Source organism: Dysgonomonas sp. GY75, from assembly GCF_015234155.1.
Classification (GTDB): Bacteria; Bacteroidota; Bacteroidia; order Bacteroidales; family Dysgonomonadaceae; genus Dysgonomonas; species Dysgonomonas gadei.
Genome location: NZ_JADCLQ010000036.1, coordinates 455,331 through 473,216, shown reverse-complemented (window position 1 = coordinate 473,216; position 17,886 = coordinate 455,331). Strand labels below are relative to the sequence as shown.

Here is a 17,886-nt window from a genome sequence, read left to right as displayed (position 1 = left end):
AACTTCATTTAAAGAATACCAGAAAGAAGAACCTTTATACTTATAATATATGCTCCATATAATACAAAATACAACGATTATGAATGACATTTTTTTGCTTGAAAATTTGTCGGTTAACTGTATTTTGTTAGAGAGAGAGAGAGAGAGAGAGAGAGAGAGAGAGAGAGAGAGAGAGAGAGAGAGAGAGAGAGAATAATCTTACTAAAAAAAGGGCGAAAAAACAACAGTCTGGATGTCGTAAATACAATCCGGCCAGTTATTTCTGTTTTAAGAAAACCTTCTTCCGTGGAACGAATCTGTTCGCGGAAGAAGGTTTTTGTGTTTACCGGTAATCATAGCATCCTGAAATAAAGATGAAGATCATCTATTTATATACTTAAAAATTAATTAGATAACCCCAAAGTTTATGCCTATGGAAAAACAATGAAGTGACAGGGGATTAATGAATTCGTTCAATTAATCTTACTGATAATTTGAGGATTAATAATTAGAGATAAATCTATTATACCTAACGAAACCCAATTATTTATACCTATGAAATATATCAATTGTAAATAGTTAAACCATAAATCTGTATTGTATGATTTCAAAAATTAGATTTTGTATGCTGATTCTATACAGCATGTTTTTATGCATTCACCTGAATGCGCAAACAAGTAATAAAAATATTACAGGAACGGTCTTGGATACCCAGCGAGAGCCTGTAATTGGAGCCACAGTTGCGGTAAAAGGCACTACTCTGGGGACTATGACGGATGTGGATGGTAAGTTTAAGCTGAGTGTTCCATCGAAAGGCACGCTTGTCGTTTCTTATATTGGATATACTACTCAGGAACTGGAAATAACCGAGAAATCCAATTATGAAATAGTAATGAGTGAAGGCGCTCTTAATCTTGAAGAAGTTGTAGTCGTAGGATATGGTACTATGAGGAAAAAAGATCTGACTGGTTCCGTTATTCAAATCCGTCCCGACGACCTCGCAAATGAAAATCCGAAAACTGTTCAGGATATCCTGAGGGGTACACCCGGTTTGCAGGTGGGTTACAGTGCAACTGCTAAAGGTGGTGGTAACATGGAAATACGCGGACAACGTTCGGTATATACCGACGGTGGCCATAATAACCCTCTGCTCATTCTTGACGGAATGCAGTTTTATGGAGAACTATCGGAAATTAATCCGGATGATATCGCCCAGATAGACGTTCTTAAGGATGCTTCAGCAGCAGCTGTTTATGGGGCGAAAGCAGCAAGTGGTGTTATTATCATTACTACAAAGAAAGGAAAGCAGGGTAAACCCGTTATAAATGTTACTACCAGCATCGGACTTACACAACGGAGCAACTATCGTGAAAGGTTCGGCCCGGAAGACTATTTGCAACACCGTCAGGATTGGTTCGAACAGAGAACTTATGGCGTGAATCCGGAAACCGGCGCTTATGAAGCATATCAGGCAAGAAAAACAGATGGCAGCCTGCAATTTCCGACCGGATATTTTGCAAGGGTAGACGGTCTTGACCGTTATGGCGTATCTCAGGATACATGGCGTGGCTACACTGTTAACGGAACTGATGATTCTGATTTGAGCGTCTGGGCCAGGCGTTTGGAATTTCAAGGGAATGCTCTCGATAACCTTCTTGCGGGAAGGACTGTCGATTGGGCAGATAAGACTTATCGCACAGGATTCAATCAGGACTATAATGCAAGTATAAGTGGTGCGGGAGAAAATGTAAATTATTATTTCTCGCTAGGCTATCTGAAAAATCAAGGAGCTGCAAAAAGTGATGAATATGAAGCTATACGCGCCAATATGAAACTGGATGCTAATGTTACCAAATGGCTACAGATAGGCGCCAACGTAAACTTTCAGAACCGTTCGGATGGTGAAGTCGGTATAGATTTGGATTATCAGATGCGCAACAGCCCTTATGCCGATTATGCGGATGAGAACGGCAACCCGGTACAATATCCTCTCGACGGAAGCTATAGCCAACGAGGCTATAACTATGATTTCCAGAAACAATATCTGGAACTGGAAAAAGGTTATACAACATTGAATACTATACTCAATGCCAAAATAACACTGCCATACAATGTTACTTATACATTCAATGCTTCGCCACGCTACCAGTTTTTCTACGACCGTTATTTTATGTCGGCCGAATTGCCGGGTTCCGATCCTGCATCACGTGGAGTAAACCGCGAGCAGACAAAGCGTTTCGATTGGTCACATAACAATACCCTTGCCTGGGATTACACTTTCAATCAAAAGCATCACGCAATGTTGACACTTGTGCAGGAAGCCGAGATACTGCAATCATGGAAGGACCGCATCGAAGCCCGTAATATCCAGCCATCAGATGCATTAGGATTCCACAATACCAAGAATGGCACGAAAGAAAACAGTACGTTCGAATCTTATGATACATACCAAACGGCAGACGCATTGTTAGCCCGTTTATTTTATTCCTACGACGACCGCTATATGATAACCGGGTCTATCCGCCGGGACGGATATTCCGGATTCGGGTCAAACAATAAATATGCGACTTTCCCTTCGGTAGGAACTGCATGGACATTTGCAAACGAAGAATTCTTCAAATGGGGCAATATAATGAATAACGGTAAGCTGCGTGTATCATACGGAAAGAATGGAAACAGAGGATTATCAGATCCTTACCAGTATCTCTCCAATCTTTATGCGGGAGCCGGTAAAATGCATGGCTATATCGATTCGAAGGGGGAGTTGAACCTATACCGTTACTTAATGGCGGAACGGATGGCAAATCCAAATCTTCAGTGGGAAAAAACCGCATCGTGGAACTTTGGACTTGACTTTGGATTCCTCAACGACCGGATATCAGGTACTATCGAATATTATAACATGAAAACCCATGATATGATTATGAGACAAAGCCTGCTGACCTTTACCGGATTTAATAATATTACTACCAATTTGGGACAGGTGGATAACCGTGGAGTTGAAATTTCATTAAATACGCAGAATATCGATACCAAGGATTTTAAATGGACTACCAGATTCGGGTTTTCATACAACAAGAACGAAATAAAGCACTTGTATTACCAGTATGAAGACGTGCTGGACGCCAATGGCAATGTAACGGGTAGCAAAGAGATGGATGACCTGACAAACGGTTGGTTTATCGGAAAACCTGTTAGCCAGATATGGAACTATCGTGTTACCGGAATATGGCAGAAAGATGAAGTGGAAGAAGCTGCAAGACACGGACAAGTTCCGGGCGACCCTAAAGTAGAAAACAGCTACACTGCTGATGATATCGTAAATGCAGATGGTTCTATTACGCCTGTGTATAACGACAAGGACAGACAATTTCTTGGACAAACATCGCCTCCTATCCATTGGTCTGTGCGTAATGAGTTTACATTGTGGAAAGACCTGACTTTCTCGTTTAATATCTATTCTTATATGGGACATAAGAGTCTGGCAGGTTACTATCTGAACTTTGATGACGATGGAGGACGCATGACTTATGCTTTGCAGAATGTGCCGGAAAAAGAATACTGGAGTATCGATAACCCTTCAGATAAGTATGGACGGATCAATGCCCAGGGACCTAGTAAGATAGGGGGGCCTGCCAGTCCGGGTAGATTATACGATCGTTCATTTATTCGTCTTGAGAATATTTCTGTAGGATATACATTACCAAAAAAATGGGTTTCAAAATTCGATATACAGAATGTTAAAGTTTATGCTTCTGTTCGCAATGTTGCCACATGGGCAAAAGACTGGGAATATGGTGATCCTGAAGTAGATCCGGCTTTCGATTCAGGTAATGGGAAATATGGTGGATTAGCTACACGTGTCTATACGCTGGGATTGAATTTAACCTTTTAACCTCTAATAGTAACAGATATGAAAAAGATAATAAAGAAAATAAACTATATATGCCTCAGCTTGCTGATGGGAGGCACAATTTTATTTAGCGGATGTTCGGAGGATTTTCTGAGCCCCAAACCGTTATCCATTTACGAACCAGGGGCTACGTTCACTACCGAATCGGGCCTGATGGCGGCAATGGCTATATGCGACCGTCATCTCAGAGGATATTACTCGACCGACCATAACGAGATGCTTACGCTGGGGACGGAATATATCTTCTCCGACCTGATGGTTGGCTCAGCCACTGACAAGAGTGGAATGCTCGACAATATAGCAAGTATGCTAACGCCGACAAGCGATCAATCGTCTCAAAACAATCTGGACAGGACAAACAGCATGTGGTATTTCTATGAGGAAACTTATAAAGGAGTTATGTACGCCAATACCATTATCCAATATGTGGATGGAGTTGAAGGAATGAATGAAGCCTCCAAAAACGCCTTCAAAGGCAGAGCATACTTCCATCGTGCATTCCGTTATTATGCTTTGGTTTTTCAATATGGAGATGTGCCGCTTACAGCCAAAGTGGTAGAAGTGCCTAAACAAAACTACCGCAGGACCAAACGCGATGCCATTTTGCAAATGCTTGTCAAAGATTTGGAATTTGCTGTGCAATGGGTGCCTGACCAGAAAGATATGTCCGTGATAGGTATGATAAATAAAGGAGCCTGCCGCATGTTGCTGGCAAAATGTTATCTGGCATTAGGCGAGTATACTAAAGCTAAAGACCTGATGGATATAGTGATCGACCAATCGGGCTACTCGCTAATGACTGAAAATTTCGGAACATTCAACGACGGCGGCGAACCTGCTACCTGGCCTATTACACGTAATGTAATCTGGGATATGCACCGTGCTGAAAATAAACTTATTTCTGCAAACAAAGAGGTTATTATGGGGATGCCAAATCGTGGGGCAGAAGCTGAATCTTTTGTTAAGATGTTAACAATGCGTATCTTATATCCTTTTGTCTTTGACGGAAAGGTACAGACAAAAGACAGCAAACAGGCACTGATGAACATAAAACGCAATAGCGCTGATTACAATTCCAAGTATGATTATATGCGTGCATTCGGACGTGGTATCGCTACATTCCGTCCGTCTTACTTCCAGACTCATAAAGTATGGGAAGTAAACGGGAAAATGGATGCCACCGACTTGCGTCACAGTTCAGCCACCGGTAACTGGATACGGATGGAAGATTACCGCGTAAATAATAAGGCGTCTTCAGAATTCGGAAATCCTGTAACACTTTTCGATGACAAAGGAAAGCTGTTATGCAGTGATACTATCCGTCGCTGGTTCGATGTTCCTCATTACAAATTCTATCTGGACGATCCTGTCAATGAAGCTAATATAAGCGGTTCTGACGGAAACAGGGGTGCTACAAATGGAGGTATAGCCGACTGGTATCTTTATCGTCTGGCAGAAGCATATCTGATAAGGGCAGAGGCGAAATTTTACCTGGGTGATGCCACAGCAAAGGATGATGTGAATGAAGTGAGAAAGAGGGCGAAATGTACCGAACTTTATTCTACCGTAACCATCGGGGATATTATGGATGAGCGTGCCCGTGAATTGTATTGGGAAGAATGGCGTAATGTAGAGTTGACCCGTGTATCGTTGTGTCTAGCCCGTAGCGGTAAACCTGACGAATGGGGAAATACTTATAAACTGGATACCTTCGACAAACAGAGTGGTACGGATGCTGCCGGCGGAAGCTACTGGTATCAGCGTGTTACCAAAAAAGGTATGTATAATAAAGGTCCTATAAGCGTTAATGCGACCAAAGGCTCCATTAACTATATGATGGATAAAAAGAATATTTATTGGCCGATTCCTAACAAGGAGATCAGAGCGAACAACAAAGGTGACTTAGGTCAAAATTACGGTTATGATGGCTATAATCCTAATACCCCGGTATGGGATAACTGGGAGGATGCTGTAGCAGACGAATATAAAACAGAGTAAATTAGAGTCTGTGTACCTAAATGCTATTAACCGGTGAAACTACAATTTAGCCGGTTAATAGTGTTAGTTTATTTAATGAACAAAAAAGAACTTTATGTATAAAAAAATATTTATATTATTATTTGTTTTCTCTACTCAATTATCATTTGCCCAGAGTTATGATCTGAAAAATTTTCCTGAAGGATGTGAACCTGAATTTATCGGCAAAAAACTTACAGAAAGATATCTACAGACTCCGCATTCACACTGGGGTAATATCAACTCTGAACATAAAGTAACGTTTGTTACCTATCCTGATGTGTGCGCGTGGCTGGGTGCTTTATGGTTTACCCAATCTGTAAAAGATGAGAATCTGTACAACAAACTGGTCGACAGATTCGATCCGTTGTTCACCACCGAAAAGGATTTTTTACCCACTCTGCGTCCTACTGCACATAATGTTGTAGACTGGTATGTATTTGGGGCTGTACCGCTAGAGATATATAAGAAGAAAAAAGAACAAAAATACCTCGATCTTGGGATGAAATATGCAGACGGTCAATGGATATTGCCGGAGAATCCTAAAGATTATGAAAAAGAATGGCATGATAAAGGTTACTCTTGGCAAACCCGTCTCTGGATCGATGACATGTTTATGATAACAGCAGTTCAGGATCAGGCGTATCTGGTTACAGGAGATAAGAAATATATAGATAGGTCGGCCAATGAGATGGCTCTTTACCTTGACCGTATACAACGCGAAAACGGATTGTTTTATCATGCACCGGAAGCTCCTTTCTTCTGGGGACGGGGAAATGGCTGGATGGCTGTGGGAATGGCCGAACTGTTAAGAATACTTCCCAAGGATAATCCTCATAATGAGAAAATAAAAGAAGCCTATAAAAAGATGATGAAAACCCTACTGCGATATCAGGGATATGATGGTATGTGGGGACAACTTATCGACGATCCTAACTCGTGGAGAGAAACATCCGGTACGGCAATGTTTACATACGCAATGATTGTTGGAGTAAAGAATGGCTGGCTGGATAAGAAAACATATGGGGCCGCCGCGCGTAAAGGCTGGCTTGCATTACTTACATACCTGAATGAAGATTATAATCTGAGGAATGTATGTGAAGGTACCGGTACGAAAAATGACTATAACCATTATATCAATCGCAAACGCCTGATCGGAGATATGCATGGACAAGCCGCACTTATGTGGTGTGCATATGGCTTAGCCAGTGATGATGTAAAAAGAAAATGATTTAGTTAAATTGGAGGTCTGTAGTTTAGATACATCATGTTCAACTACCGGCATGAATTGTTGATATAAAATTGTTAACAGTAATAGGCAGGCATCAGAATATTGCCTGTCTATTGCTGCTTAAAATAAATCTTATGGAAGATATTTCTTTAGACAGGCGATATTTCTTAAAAAAGACGGTATTGGCAGGAGCAGCAGCTTTGTTCGTATCCAGTCCCCGGCTCTCTGTATCCTCGGAGGTTAGATATACTTTGCTGCATAATCCGGGAAAAGACATGATATTTTGAAACATTTTGAAGCAACAATATATACTTTCTGATAATATTATTCAGAAAAATATAAGAAAATAAGATAAAAATGGTAACACGAAGAAATTTTCTAAAGAAGGCAGGAATTGCAACCGCAGGACTTGCTATAAGCAGTATCGGTTCTGTGAGCGCTTTAAGCGAGGAGAGCCTGAAACGGGTGAATGGTGCGAACGGGAAAATCAACCTTGCCTGCGTTGGTATCGGATATCGTGGCAGCGATATTATCAAGGAATTTGAGAAAACAGGTTTGGCAAATGTTGTCGCTCTGTGTGATGTGGATATGGGGGCTAAACATACTCAGGAAATCATGGGTAAGTTTCCTAAAGCGAAACGGTTCAAAGATTTCCGGGAAATGTTCGACAAGATGGGTAATGAGATAGAGGCTGTATCGGTAGGTACTCCGGACCATTCTCATTTCCCTATTTGTATGATGGCTATGGCCTACGGGAAGCATGTATATGTAGAGAAACCCATGGGACGTACTTTCTACGAAGCTGAATTGATGATGCAGGCCGCCAAGAAATATCCGAATGTAGTTACGCAGGTAGGTAATCAGGGGCATTCCGAAGCAAACTATTTTCAGTTTAAGGCATGGAAAGAAGCCGGTATCATAAAGGATGTGACAGAAGTGGTGGCTCATATGAATTCTCCCCGCAGATGGCATGGCTGGGATACCAATATTTATAAATTACCCGAAGGGCAGCCGATACCGCAAGGTATGGACTGGAATACATGGCTGATGGCCATCCCTTATCACGACTACAGCGATAAGTACCATTATGGGAACTGGCGTTGCTGGTACGATTTCGGTATGGGAGCTTTAGGGGATTGGGGTGCACATATCTTAGATACAGTACATGAATTTCTTGACCTCGGATTACCTTATGAAATCAATCCGGTGATGCTGGAAGGACATAACGATTATTTCTTCCCGATGTCTTCTACCATACAGTTCCGTTTCCCTCGGCGTGGCGATATGCCGCCGTTGGATATTACCTGGTACGATGGCGTGAATAATCAACCAAAATTGCCGAATGGATATGGGACCTCTGAATTAGACCCTAATATACCGACAGTAGCCGGTGGTAAAATGGAAGCAAAAAAACTGAATCCCGGAAAAATAATCTATTCGAAAGATTTGATTTTCAAAGGAGGATCGCACGGTAGTACATTATCTATCATACCCGAAGAGAAGGCTAAAGAAATGGCTTCGAGATTACCCGAAGTACCTGAGAGTACATCGAACCACTTTGCTAATTTCCTTTTGGCCTGTCAGGGTAAAGAGAAAACACGCTCACCATTCGAAGTATTCGGTCCGCTTAGCCAGGTATTCTCATTAGGGGTGATGGCTCAGAGGCTGAATGTTCCGATCAAATTTGACCGGAATACAAAAGTTGTAACCAATAATGCGTTCGCAAATGATATGCTGGCCGGAGTGCCGCCTCGTAAGGGTTGGGAGGACTTTTATAAAGTATAATCAGGGTTTCAGACTTGTTTATTACTTAAGTATAGGACAAACGTATCAAAGACTTACCCTCTATTAGGGTTGCTGTAGGGGCGAATTATCATTCGCCCGAAATAAAAAGATCAGTGGGCGAATGATAATTCGCCCCTACAAGTGCCAGAAACACACTATGAAAATTTGAAACGTTCGCCCTAGTTAAGTAAGCAAAACAACAAGAATTAATTATAATACGAATACATCATTAAATTCTATCTATTATTTAAAATATTAAAGACATGAAAAAATTATTATTACTGATATCAGTCTCTTTATTTACTATCAGCCTGTTGGCTCAGAATGAAAAACCGAATGTACTGACCGAAACAGAAATACGCGAAGGATGGAAATTGCTATGGGACGGAAAAACCACCGATGGCTGGAGAGGAGCTAAACTCGATGCTTTTCCTCAAAAAGGATGGAGTATAAAAGACGGCGTACTCCGGGTTCATAAGAGTGGCGGTGCTGAGGCTGCTAACGGTGGGGATATTGTTACTGTAAGAAAATATAAGAATTTTATTCTGAAAGTTGATTTCAAGATTACCAAAGGGGCAAACAGCGGCGTAAAATATTTTGTTGATTCTGACCTGAATAAAGGTGAAGGGTCTGCTATTGGCTGTGAATTCCAGATATTGGATGATGAAAACCATCCGGATGCCAAATTAGGAGTAAAAGGTAACAGAACACTGGGGTCTTTGTATGACCTTATACCATCGCAAAGAGGCGCTTCATTTAAGTTTGATATAAATGATTTTAATACTGCAACAGTAATTGTTAAAGGTAATAAAGTCGAACATTGGTTAAACGGGGTGAAGGTTGTGGAATATGAGCGTAATAACCAAATGTTTAATGCCCTTATTGCTTATAGCAAATATAAGAACTGGCCGAATTTCGGAAATCTTACCGAAGGCAATATCTTATTGCAGGATCATGGTGATGAGGTATTCTTTAAGAATATAAAAATAAAAGAACTGGAATAAGAAGTTAAAAGTTGAGAAGTATTTAATGTGAATCAATAGTTGAGAATAACTGTAACTTTTTTATCTGATTTTATCTATATAGGGCAGATAACAAGCGTGTTGTCGGATGAAAAGGTAACAACGAAGACAACATGCAAAAGGTGTTACCTTTGTTACTTTTTAACAAGTAGTAAGTTTTAAGTAATAAGTAAAGAGGTACAAGTAGACGAGGTACGAGATACAAGTTGTTAACTGACGACTATTCATTGGCGGGATATTTCGCTCTGCTCTGTATGACAAGTTAATTATTAATTTTTCATTCTTAATTATTAATTGTTTTCCGTGTTACTTTTGTTACCTTTTTTACTTGACGGTCCAAAACAGGCGGTAATAAGGTTATGAAATTTCGTTGTTGACTAATAACTGCTAGCTGTTGACCAATAATTGCTAATTGCTAACTGAAATAACTGTTACATTTACATACTCAAGCTGGCGCAGACTTTCAACCTGTGTGGTGCGTAGTAAGGCTTTTAGCTCTATTGAGCAAAGCACTGACTACAAGTTCGCGCCAGTGGGTTGAAAGCTGAGATAACTGTTACTTTTGTTACCTTTTTTGAAAAAGTTACAACTAAACGAGGTTTTATTATTAGCTGAAAACTGCTAACTGCTTTAACTCCAGATTCACATTACAAATAAATTTTACTAAAATATGAAGAAGAAAGTATTATTGTTTATTACTGTTATAGCATCTGTTCTTTGCGTAAATGCAAACTCCATAGACAAACAGCTATCAAGTAATATTTCGATAAAGGTTCCCGGCAATAAATCAGTAACATACAAGCTGACAGCCGATAAAGATGGTAATTTGGAGTCAGAGTCGGATTTGCCTTTGCAGATAAGCAGAAAGCTAACATCAGATGGCGATATAGTCCGTATCACAGTTAGTATTAAAGCAAAAGAAAAGGCTTATTACAATTTTAGCCAGGCATATCTGCTCCCTGAAATGAAACATAGCGATTGCCAGTTCTATATGCCGGGATTCTGGTATCACCGCAATATGCGTTCCCCTAAGGAAGCTCCGTCTTTCCATACGAGCGATAGCTGGCAGGTAAGAGAGGACCGGTTGAGCACACCTCTTACAGGAATATATAATGAAAAATCAGGCGATTACTATACTATATTAAGGATCGATGAGTTTGCGGACGAGACTATTGCTCAACATGCTTCGGGTGAGGTCATCTTGTCAGGGAAAACTTCAATTGGTTATACTGGTTTCCGGAATATTGACGAGAATTCGACTTTGGTATTTGGCTTTCCTTACCACGAAGCTCCAAAAGCATATGTCCGCAAACTCACATTGATCCCACCTGTACAGGCTTTCGAAAAGTTAGAAAAAGGTGAAACACGCGATCTTGTATGGGAGGTAAGAAAAGGAAATGTAAAAGACTATTCTGCTTTCGTCTCTGATGTATGGACGTATTCATACGACAGATTTAAGCCTCAGACTGTTGAGACAGGTTATAATGCGGAGTCGGCTAAAAAGGTAATGACCAATTTCTTTACAGAAAGTTACGTGGATAAGTATGACCTGAAGTATTTTTCCGGTGTACATCTACGTACCGATGATTGCAAAAGCACAGGATCAGCCGAAGTCGGATTTGTGGGACGTGTTTTGATAAATGCATTCAATGCATTGGAATATGGAGAACAAAATAATCGCCCCGATTTAGTCCGGAAGGCCAATGCAGTACTTGATAGTTATTTGACAAACGGTTTTACTACCAACGGCTTCTTCCGCGAATTTGTTGACTATTCTCATAATGCCGAGCCTGATGTTTACAGTATTCGCCGCCAGTCGGAAGGGGTATTCTCCATCCTGAACTATCTTCAATATGAGAAGAAAAAAGGACGCTCGCATCCGGAATGGGAGAGCCGGATTAAAAATATACTGGGGAATTTCCTTAAACTGCAAGAGGCAGACGGAAGTTTTCCGCGCAAGTTCAATGATAATTTTAATATTACAGATGCATCAGGGGGCAGTACTCCATCGGCAACACTGCCACTGACTATGGCTTATAGCTATTTTAAGGATAAAAACTATCTGGAGAGTGCACGGAAAACCGCTGTTTATCTCGAAAAAGAGTTAATATCCAAATCGGATTATTTTTCATCCACACTCGATGCTAACTGCGAAGATAAAGAAGCCTCGCTTTATGCGTCTACAGCTATGTATTACCTATCTTTTGTAACCAAGGGGAAAGAACGCGAACACTATATCGACCTGTGTAAGGAGTCGGCTTACTTCTGTCTTTCGTGGTATTATATGTGGGACGTACCGTTTGCCCAGGGACAAATGCTGGGTGATGTAGGCTTTAAGTCGAGAGGCTGGGGTAATGTATCGGTTGAAAATAATCATATCGATGTATTTATCTTTGAATTTGCCACTATTCTCGATTGGCTGGCAGTGGAAAGGAAAGAGCCTCGATTCTCTGAGTTTTCGTCTGTAATAAAAAGCTCGATGCTTCAATTGATGCCTGTGGAGGGACATATGTTCGATATAGGTAAGGTTGGGTACTATCCCGAAGTAGTACAGCATACTCATTGGGATTACGGGAAAAATGGCAAAGGTTTCTATAATGACATTTTTGCTCCCGGCTGGACTGTCGCTTCTCTTTGGCAGATGCTCAGTCCGGAGAGAGTTTCGGGTTATTTTGATAAGAAATAATAGTATATAAAGGGTATTAGGAGGTAAATAAGTTTGTTTATTTACTTCCTGATATTCGTTTATATTGGGGACCTTATTTCTGAAATACTTCAATTCTTTAAGTGCTTTTCCGGATAATATAGATAAACAAGGTTTAGACGTTGTAAATGGATTACCTTTTTTGAGTATGTTTTATTTTTTTTGATTATTAGTTAGTTGTATTGTTTTATCTCAAATGTTCATAACTCTATTGGCTACAATTTGATAAACAATTACAATAGTCTTACTTTTGTGTGTTGTAAGTTTATAGCATAATGACCCCAAAACATTTTACAAAAGATCACTGGTATTCAGCCCGGTATGAAAGCGGCTTTAGTATAATATTTCAAGTTGTTGATCCCGATGGAGAGAACTTCACCTTACGTCGTAAAGATGGAGTGATTGTAAATTCCATACCAAGCGGCTATGAAGAAATTATTTCATATGGCGTTGTTGAACCGGAATACGAATATCTATGAAGTATATAATAATTAATGGTTATTGATTATTTTTAGAGTAGCAATATAATTATACTAATTTTCTCAATATATAATTCATATAATATAAAAAATATGATCTTTTCATTTTCTATTTTATAGCATATACCTAATGCATGGTATAAAAATACCATGATCATGGTATTTTATATAATGCTAGCGAATCATAATTTTGTTTCATGAAAATCAAATAACAAAAAGATTTTAAATTTCTAAAAAATAGCAAAATGAAAAGATTTACTAAACGACAGAAAGAACGGCGATATGATCCTTCCGGGGTACATGGCCTTCTGAATATCACTTCTGCTTCCACTTATCTTACTCCTTCTACAATCTCTGGCATGCGAATGTCGATGTGTTGCTTCTAATTCCTTATTATAGCTTCCGCTATATCTTTCGCTTTTTCTTTATTCTCAAAAATAAAATCTTCCTATTTCCCCATAGGTAACCCGATAATAATATAACCTTGATTAAGGTCTGGAATTTTATATATTCTGATATAAAAGCATATAAAACAATAATATATAATAAATATGAAAACAATAAAGCTTTTCAAATCAATATTGGTCACTCTTCTTATTTCATCTCCAATATTTGCTCAAAATAATGTAAACGAAACCATATATATCAAAAGTTCACGCTTTGCATCTCCCCTGATTGAAAAATGGATAAATGAATATACCAAAGTGAATCCCCAGGCACAGCTCAGGCTGGCTGATAATAGTGTAAAGGCAGAAAATATTGCCCTGAAAGTAGTGGTATCGGACAATAGTAAAAACGGATTGCAGATTGGCGAACAAATCCTGATCTTCGGTCGATACGCAATCTTGCCTGTCATTGGTAAAGATAATCCTTTACTAGCTGAGTTTTCTAAGAAAAAGTTAAATGATAAAAGATTTAAAGAGCTCTTCTTTGAGAAGGATATACTTAGCGAAGATACAAATTCATCAAAACAGGATTATGATGTAACCGTATATTCCGGAAATAACAACGAATCAGTAGCACATAGCTTTGCTTCGTATTTCGGATATACTTCCTCAAGCCTGAAGGGTAAAAAGATCTCGGGTGATGATGCATTTCTCATAAATGCCATACAGAAAGATAAAACGGGTGTCACATTCAACGCTTTGGGTAATATATTCGATATTAATACCCGGGGGTTGAAAGACAATATCACCATTCTTCCGTTGGATGTAAAGAAAGAATACCGCAATTATTTTACGGAATCGGTCAATATAGACAACGTGATTGAGCTATTGGAGTCGGAGCCTGTCGATTTAATCCCTGTAGATAATATCGGGTTTGCATATTCTCCCGGAAATAAGGCGGTGAAGGAGTTTCTTGTATGGGTTCTGACTGAAGGCAAGACATTCAACCATAGTTATGGTATTCTAAACCCGGATGAAAAAGTACTTACATACCAGATAAAAGAACTGGAAAAAGTACTTTATACAATGAATCTGAAATAATAGTTAAATGTAAGAGAAAGTGCTTCTCCTTCCAATTGCAGCCGGATAAAGAAGCACTTAATATTCTAAAATAGGTATTAGAACATGACAAATATACAATTTAATAAGGGTAAAAAAATACTCTTACAGGAGAAAAAATATCTCTTTCTATCCTTGCTTTTTCTATTTTTCTTTGTTTTTTCGGCAAAAGGACAAACAGTGATCAGAGGAAAAGTATTGGATGAGCGCAGTGGAATACCTGTATCTGGAGCTCTGATAAAAGTGAAGTCTACAAACAACGCTGTTCAGGCAGATTATGATGGTAAATTCCAGTTGTCGGAGAACAAACCCTTCCCAATCACTCTTCTTGTTTCATTTCTTGGTTTTAAAACGCAGGAAATAGATGTTTATGAATCCGGCGAAGAAATTACAATTTCACTTTCGGAAAATCTGAATGTACTTGATGAAGTTGTAGTTGTGGGTTACGGCACAAAGACAAAACGGGAGTTTACGGGAGCTATATCCTCACTCAACGGAGATTTGATAAAAGATGTTCCGGTTCAGAGTTTTGAACAGGCCCTGCAAGGTAAGGCTGCCGGAGTAAGCATTGCTTTACCTAACGGACAGCTCAATTCGCAGCCAGTCATCAGAATCAGAGGTGTAAACTCAATATCCTTAAGTTCCTATCCCTTAGTTGTCGTGGACGGTATCCCTGTAAGTACAGGGAATATTTCATCGAATCGTGCGTCAAACAATCCTTTAGGTGATATCAATCCGGCTGATATAGCTTCAATCGATATACTGAAAGATGCAGCATCAACAGCGATCTATGGATCGAGAGCTGCCGGTGGGGTTATTCTTATTACCACTAAGCGTGGTAAAACAGGGCGTATTACCACTACTTACGAAGGGTGGCTTGGAATCACAAACGCTACCCGCTTACCCGACGTGCTGAATGCTCAGCAATATACAGATATTAAGAATGAAGCAATATCTAATGCAACATCTATAGATGGCGTAGCCCGTGATGCGGCCTACGCCTTGTCTTATAACCCTGATGGCTCGGTAGTTGATACCAATTGGAAAGACTATGTATATAGAACTGCGGTTTCACATAATCATTCACTGAATATTTCGGGAGGAACCGAAAAAGTAAATTATTACCTGTCTCTTAACTATTCCGATCAGCAAGGCTTTCTCATAGGTAATAATTTTAAGAGGAAAGGTATACGCTTCAATCTTGACAATGAGGTTACAAGTTGGCTCAAAGTGTCGGGAGGTGCGGTCTATAATATAAGTAACAATGAATCTTTCGATTCGGGAAGTTTACCCGGTGCATCTATGACAACAACAGGGGCTACCCGGCTTGCTCTCGTGTTGCCTCCAAATGTGGGAGCTTATAATGCCGACGGAAGTTTCAATCTCAACCCAAGTAGCGGGACACTTGGTTCAGGAAACAACAAAGCAACTATACCATTATATAATCCGGCGGCATTGTTCGAGTTGTCGAGATATACATCAGAGAACGACCATCTGGTAGGGAATGTAAATGCTGTCATCAAACCTGTTAAACAACTGGAACTCACGGTGCGATATGCAATCGACAGAATAAGAAGTGAAGATGTAGCATATCAAAGCCCGGAACTAGGATCGAGCGCCTACACAAGTGGTGGGTCCGTGTCCAATATCTCGACAACACGGCAAACAGAAGCCTGGACGAACACGCTCGGTTTCGATGAAACTTTTTTTAAGGACCACCATGTTTCCCTGCTGATAGGAACGGATATACAGAACTATAAGGTCTCGGCATGGGGAGCAAATGCGACTAAAGCCTCCGACGATTTTTTCGAATATTATCAGGGTGGATGGGCTAATGTGGTAGCTGCCGGCAATCAGAAAGGCGAGAGGGTTTTTGCCTCTTTCTTCTCCCGTCTTAGCTATGAACTGAAAAACAGATATTTCATTACCGGGAATTTCAGGAGGGATGGTAACTCTGCACTTGCAGTGGGACGTAAATACGGTAATTTTGGCGGTGTGTCTGCCGGTTGGTTGTTGTCGGAAGAAAATTTCTTTAAATCATCGTCACTGTCAAAGGTATTCAGTGATGCAAAACTCAATGCCAGTTGGGGACGGGTGGGTAATGGTAATCTGTCCAACGATTATAGTTCCTATGACTTGTACTCGGCCTCTTTGTACGGAGGTGCAGCCACATGGGCCATTACTCAACAGGGAAACCCTGATTTGACATGGGAAACCAGTGAGCAAACGAATGTAGGGCTTGAACTGAACGCTTTGAAAAACAGGCTTCATTTCGAATTTGCATACTTCAACAATGATGTGGACGGGCTGATTCTGAGCGTGGCTCAGTCACCGTCTAAGGGCATTCCCGGTAACTCTATTCTCGCCAATGTGGGTTCAATGTACAATCGTGGTATTGAAGTTAGTGCCGGTTATGAGATTATTAGCCGGAAAGACCTGTCATGGAATGTAACGCTTAATTATTCCGCTATACGAAACAAAGTGACTGCCCTAGCCAATAATAATCAGGACATTATCGGTGCTACCGGTTCAGGAAATACGAATATTACACGGGTGGGCGAGTCGATAGGAAGTTTATACGGGCTTAAAACATTATATGTGAATCCTGAAAACGGCCAGCGCGTGTTTCTTAACGGAGAAGGTGAGGAAGTACAGTACAATGGTCTTGGTAAATGGACATATTTAGATGGTAGAACAGCTCAGGCGTTATCCGGTGATGATTTTTATGTATTGGGGAATACGCTTCCCAAATGGTATGGCGGCCTGACCAGTAATTTAAGATACAAACAGTTCGACCTTAATCTGAACTTTACCTATGCAGGTGGTAACTATATAATGAACAGAACAAAGTCTACTTTAACCGATCAGATATTTTTCAACAATTCTACGGATATTCTGAGAAGGTGGACAGAACCGGGACAGATTACAGATATGCCAAGGGTAGTAAATGGCGATAGAATTTCTTTCGGTGGTTCCACTCCCATATCCGAACATGTGGAAAAGGGAGATTTTCTTCGTCTGCAAAACGTATCCCTTGCATACAATATTCCTAAAAAGGCATTAGCATTTAGTAGATTAAATGCAGTGAGGGTTTATGGTCAGATAACGAATGCTTTACTGTTCACTAATTATTCGGGTATCGACCCTGAGGTTTCAGCCAACGGAAACTCAAATACGGCACCCGGGGTTGAGTACAATACAACAGGACTTGGGCGGACCTTTACTTTCGGCGTAAATGTCACATTTTAAATA

10 protein-coding genes and 1 pseudogene are annotated in these 17,886 nt (G+C 40.2%); all 11 read left to right on the top strand.

All coding sequences use genetic code 11. From position 1 onward, the window contains the following. Positions 1-604: 604 nt before the first annotated feature. The 11 genes and pseudogenes from IR083_RS14235 (at position 605) to IR083_RS14185 (ending at position 17,883) form a co-directional block, all read left to right on the top strand. Positions 605-3,874: a SusC/RagA family TonB-linked outer membrane protein gene (locus tag IR083_RS14235; RefSeq protein ID WP_242052423.1), complete on the top strand. Its 3,270-nt coding sequence runs from the start codon at positions 605-607 to the stop codon at positions 3,872-3,874. Positions 3,875-3,892: 18 nt separating this feature from the next. Then, positions 3,893-5,890: a RagB/SusD family nutrient uptake outer membrane protein gene (locus tag IR083_RS14230; protein WP_194224819.1), complete on the top strand. Its 1,998-nt coding sequence runs from the start codon at positions 3,893-3,895 to the stop codon at positions 5,888-5,890. Positions 5,891-5,984: 94 nt separating this feature from the next. Further along, positions 5,985-7,139: a glycoside hydrolase family 105 protein gene (locus IR083_RS14225; protein ID WP_006800054.1), complete on the top strand. Its 1,155-nt coding sequence runs from the start codon at positions 5,985-5,987 to the stop codon at positions 7,137-7,139. A gap of 134 nt (positions 7,140-7,273) precedes the next feature. Continuing rightward, positions 7,274-7,426 (top strand): twin-arginine translocation signal domain-containing protein, encoded by a 153-nt coding sequence (locus tag IR083_RS14220; RefSeq protein WP_194224818.1) that lies wholly within the window; start codon positions 7,274-7,276, stop codon positions 7,424-7,426. A 70-nt stretch (positions 7,427-7,496) separates the two neighbouring features. Beyond that, entirely contained in the window at positions 7,497-8,924 is a 1,428-nt protein-coding gene (locus IR083_RS14215; RefSeq protein WP_194224817.1) for a Gfo/Idh/MocA family oxidoreductase, read from the top strand. Positions 8,925-9,277: 353 nt separating this feature from the next. Beyond that, positions 9,278-9,928 (top strand): annotated as a pseudogene (locus IR083_RS14210) (DUF1080 domain-containing protein); the annotation flags it as partial. 688 nt (positions 9,929-10,616) lie between these two features. Beyond that, positions 10,617-12,632 (top strand): hypothetical protein, encoded by a 2,016-nt coding sequence (locus tag IR083_RS14205; protein WP_194224815.1) that lies wholly within the window; start codon positions 10,617-10,619, stop codon positions 12,630-12,632. 293 nt (positions 12,633-12,925) lie between these two features. Then, on the top strand, positions 12,926-13,129 hold the full coding sequence (locus IR083_RS14200) for a hypothetical protein (protein WP_194224814.1): 204 nt from the start codon (positions 12,926-12,928) through the stop codon (positions 13,127-13,129). 245 nt (positions 13,130-13,374) lie between these two features. After that, on the top strand, positions 13,375-13,515 hold the full coding sequence (locus IR083_RS14195) for a hypothetical protein (RefSeq protein WP_194224813.1): 141 nt from the start codon (positions 13,375-13,377) through the stop codon (positions 13,513-13,515). 165 nt (positions 13,516-13,680) lie between these two features. Next, positions 13,681-14,616 carry a hypothetical protein gene (locus IR083_RS14190; RefSeq protein WP_194224812.1) on the top strand — a complete coding sequence of 312 codons (936 nt, stop codon included), beginning with the start codon at positions 13,681-13,683 and terminating at the stop codon, positions 14,614-14,616. 84 nt (positions 14,617-14,700) lie between these two features. Then, on the top strand, positions 14,701-17,883 hold the full coding sequence (locus tag IR083_RS14185) for a SusC/RagA family TonB-linked outer membrane protein (protein ID WP_194224811.1): 3,183 nt from the start codon (positions 14,701-14,703) through the stop codon (positions 17,881-17,883). Positions 17,884-17,886 lie beyond the last annotated feature (3 nt).